General features: G+C 54.6%; 1 rRNA gene. It reads left to right on the top strand.

The features are described from left to right. Nucleotides 1–33: 33 nt before the first annotated feature. Nucleotides 34–3,153 (top strand): 23S ribosomal RNA (locus ABLE68_RS22260). Nucleotides 3,154–3,224: the final 71 nt, after the last annotated feature.

Below are 3,224 nucleotides of genomic sequence, written 5' to 3'. Positions count from 1 at the left end.
TTGAGTCTTTGTAGTTTTTGTTGAGTGTTTGTGAGACAAGCTATGAAGGGCACATGGTGGATGCCTTGGCATCAAGAGCCGATGAAGGACGTAGGAGCCTGCGATAAGCCCTGGGGAGTTGGCAACCGAGCTGTGATCCGGGGGTGTCCGAATGGGGAAACCCAGCACGAGTCATGTCGTGTTACCCGCGCCTGAATATATAGGGCGTGTGGAGGGAACGTGGGGAAGTGAAACATCTCAGTACCCACAGGAAGAGAAAACAATAGTGATTCCGAGAGTAGTGGCGAGCGAAATCGGATGAGGCCAAACCTCACTTGTGTGATACCCGGCAGGGGTTGCAAGTGGGGGGTTGTGGGACCACTCGTCTAGGTCTGCCGGCCTAGGAGACAGTAAGAAATCCAAGTTGAAGTTGAAGTCCATTGGAAAGTGGCGCCGTAGAGGGTGATAGCCCCGTAAGTGTAAGTCTTGGACTGTTGAGTGTCATCCCAAGTAACACGGAACCCCTGAAATTCCGTGTGAATCTGGCGGGACCACCCGTTAAGCCTAAATACTCCTTGATGACCGATAGCGGACAAGTACCGTGAGGGAAAGGTGAAAAGTACCCCTGGCGGGGAGTGAAATAGTACCTGAAACCGTGTGCCTACAATCCGTCGGAGCGAGAGCTTGCTCTTGTGACGGCGTGCCTTTTGAAGAATGAGCCTGCGAGTTTGCGTTGTGTTGCGAGGTTAACCCGTGTGGGGAAGCCGTAGCGAAAGCGAGTCCGAATAGGGCGTTTGAGTAGCACGATCAAGACCCGAAGCGAAGTGATCTATCCATGGGCAGGTTGAAGCGCGGGTAAGACCGCGTGGAGGACCGAACCCACTTAGGTTGAAAACTGAGGGGATGACCTGTGGATAGGGGTGAAAGGCCAATCAAACTTCGTGATAGCTGGTTCTCCCCGAAATGCATTTAGGTGCAGCGTCGCGTGTTTCTTGCCGGAGGTAGAGCACTGGATAGCTAATGGGCCCTACAAGGTTACTGACGTTAACCAAACTCCGAATGCCGGTAAGTGAGAGCGCGGCAGTGAGACTGCGGGGGATAAGCTCCGTAGTCGAGAGGGAAACAGCCCAGACCATCAGCTAAGGCCCCTAAGCGGTGACTAAGTGGAAAAGGATGTGGAGTCGCAGTGACAACCAGGAGGTTGGCTTGGAAGCAGCCACCCTTGAAAGAGTGCGTAATAGCTCACTGGTCAAGTGATTCCGCGCCGACAATGTAGCGGGGCTCAAGTCATCCGCCGAAGCTATGGCATTCAGATATAGACAAGCCTTCGTGGTTCAGTTGTCTGGATGGGTAGGGGAGCGTCGTGTCGCGAGTGAAGCAGCGGAGTGATCCAGTTGTGGACGCGACACGAGTGAGAATGCAGGCATGAGTAGCGAATGAAGAGCGAGAAACTCTTCCGCCGAATGATCAAGGGTTCCAGGGTCAAGCTAATCTGCCCTGGGTAAGTCGGGACCTAAGGCGAGGCCGACAGGCGTAGTCGATGGACAACGGGTTGATATTCCCGTACCGGCAAAGTAGCGCCCATGACGAACCTGGTGATGCTAACCACCCAAAGCTTCAATGATCGGACCCTTCGGGGCGAGACGTTGTTGTGGAGCGTGGGACCCGATCTGGTAGTAGTCAAGCGATGGGGTGACGCAGGAAGGTAGCCCAACCACGCCGATGGTAGAGCGTGGGTAAGCCCGTAGGGTGTGTTCTAGGCAAATCCGGAACACTGTCTTTGATGACGTACCTGAGAGGTGATGCCGAGCCCGTAGGGGCGAAGTGGGTGATCCTATGCTGTCGAGAAAAACCTCTAGCGAGCTATGCGCCGCCCGTACCCCAAACCGACTCAGGTGATCAGGTAGAGAATACTAAGGCGATCGAGCAAACCATGGTTAAGGAACTCGGCAAAATGCCCCCGTAACTTCGGGAGAAGGGGGGCCGGATACGTCACCACACTTGCTGTGGGAAGCGTTGAAGGCCGCAGAGACCAGGCCCAAGCGACTGTTTACTAAAAACACAGGTCCGTGCGAAGTTGTAAGACGATGTATACGGACTGACTCCTGCCCGGTGCTGGAAGGTTAAGGGGACCGGTAAGAACCTTGTGTTCGAAGCTGAGAACTTAAGCCCCAGTAAACGGCGGTGGTAACTATAACCATCCTAAGGTAGCGAAATTCCTTGTCGGGTAAGTTCCGACCTGCACGAATGGAGTAACGACTTGGGCGCTGTCTCAACCGTGGACTCGGCGAAATTGCACTACGAGTAAAGATGCTCGTTACGCGCGGCAGGACGGAAAGACCCCGGGACCTTTACTATAGTTTGGTATTGGTGTTTGGTTCGGCTTGTGTAGGATAGGTGGGAGACTGTGAAGCATTCACGCCAGTGGGTGTGGAGTCAACGTTGAAATACCACTCTGGTCGTACTAGATGTCTAACCTAGGACCATTATCTGGTTCAGGGACAGTGCCTGATGGGTAGTTTAACTGGGGCGGTTGCCTCCTAAAATGTAACGGAGGCGCTCAAAGGTTCCCTCAGCCTGGTTGGCAATCAGGTGGCGAGTGTAAGTGCACAAGGGAGCTTGACTGTGAGACAGACATGTCGAGCAGGGACGAAAGTCGGAACTAGTGATCCGGCGTCGGCATGTGGAAGCGACGTCGCTCAACGGATAAAAGGTACCCCGGGGATAACAGGCTGATCTTCCCCAAGAGTCCATATCGACGGGATGGTTTGGCACCTCGATGTCGGCTCGTCGCATCCTGGGGCTGGAGTAGGTCCCAAGGGTTGGGCTGTTCGCCCATTAAAGCGGCACGCGAGCTGGGTTTAGAACGTCGTGAGACAGTTCGGTCCCTATCCGCCGCGCGCGCAGGAAACTTGAGAAAGGCTGTCCCTAGTACGAGAGGACCGGGATGGACGAACCTCTGGTGTGCCAGTTGTCCCGCCAGGGGCACGGCTGGTTGGCTACGTTCGGAAGTGATAACCGCTGAATGCATCTAAGCGGGAAGCACGTTTCAAGATGAGGTTTCCCACCGGGTTAACCGGGTAAGGCCCCCAGCAGAACACTGGGTTGATAGGCCGGAGGTGTACAGCAGCAATGCCTAGCCGACCGGTACTAATAGGCCGAGGGCTTGTCCCACAAACACTTTACAAACCCTGCAAAGCGTATGTTCGCGTCCACGAACCAAACACAAACCACAGAACAGCTCA

Origin of the sequence: Nocardioides pollutisoli (assembly GCF_040045055.1) — a bacterium.
GTDB lineage: Bacteria > Actinomycetota > Actinomycetes > Propionibacteriales > Nocardioidaceae > Nocardioides > Nocardioides tweenelious.
This window is presented reverse-complemented; position numbering and strand designations above follow the sequence as displayed.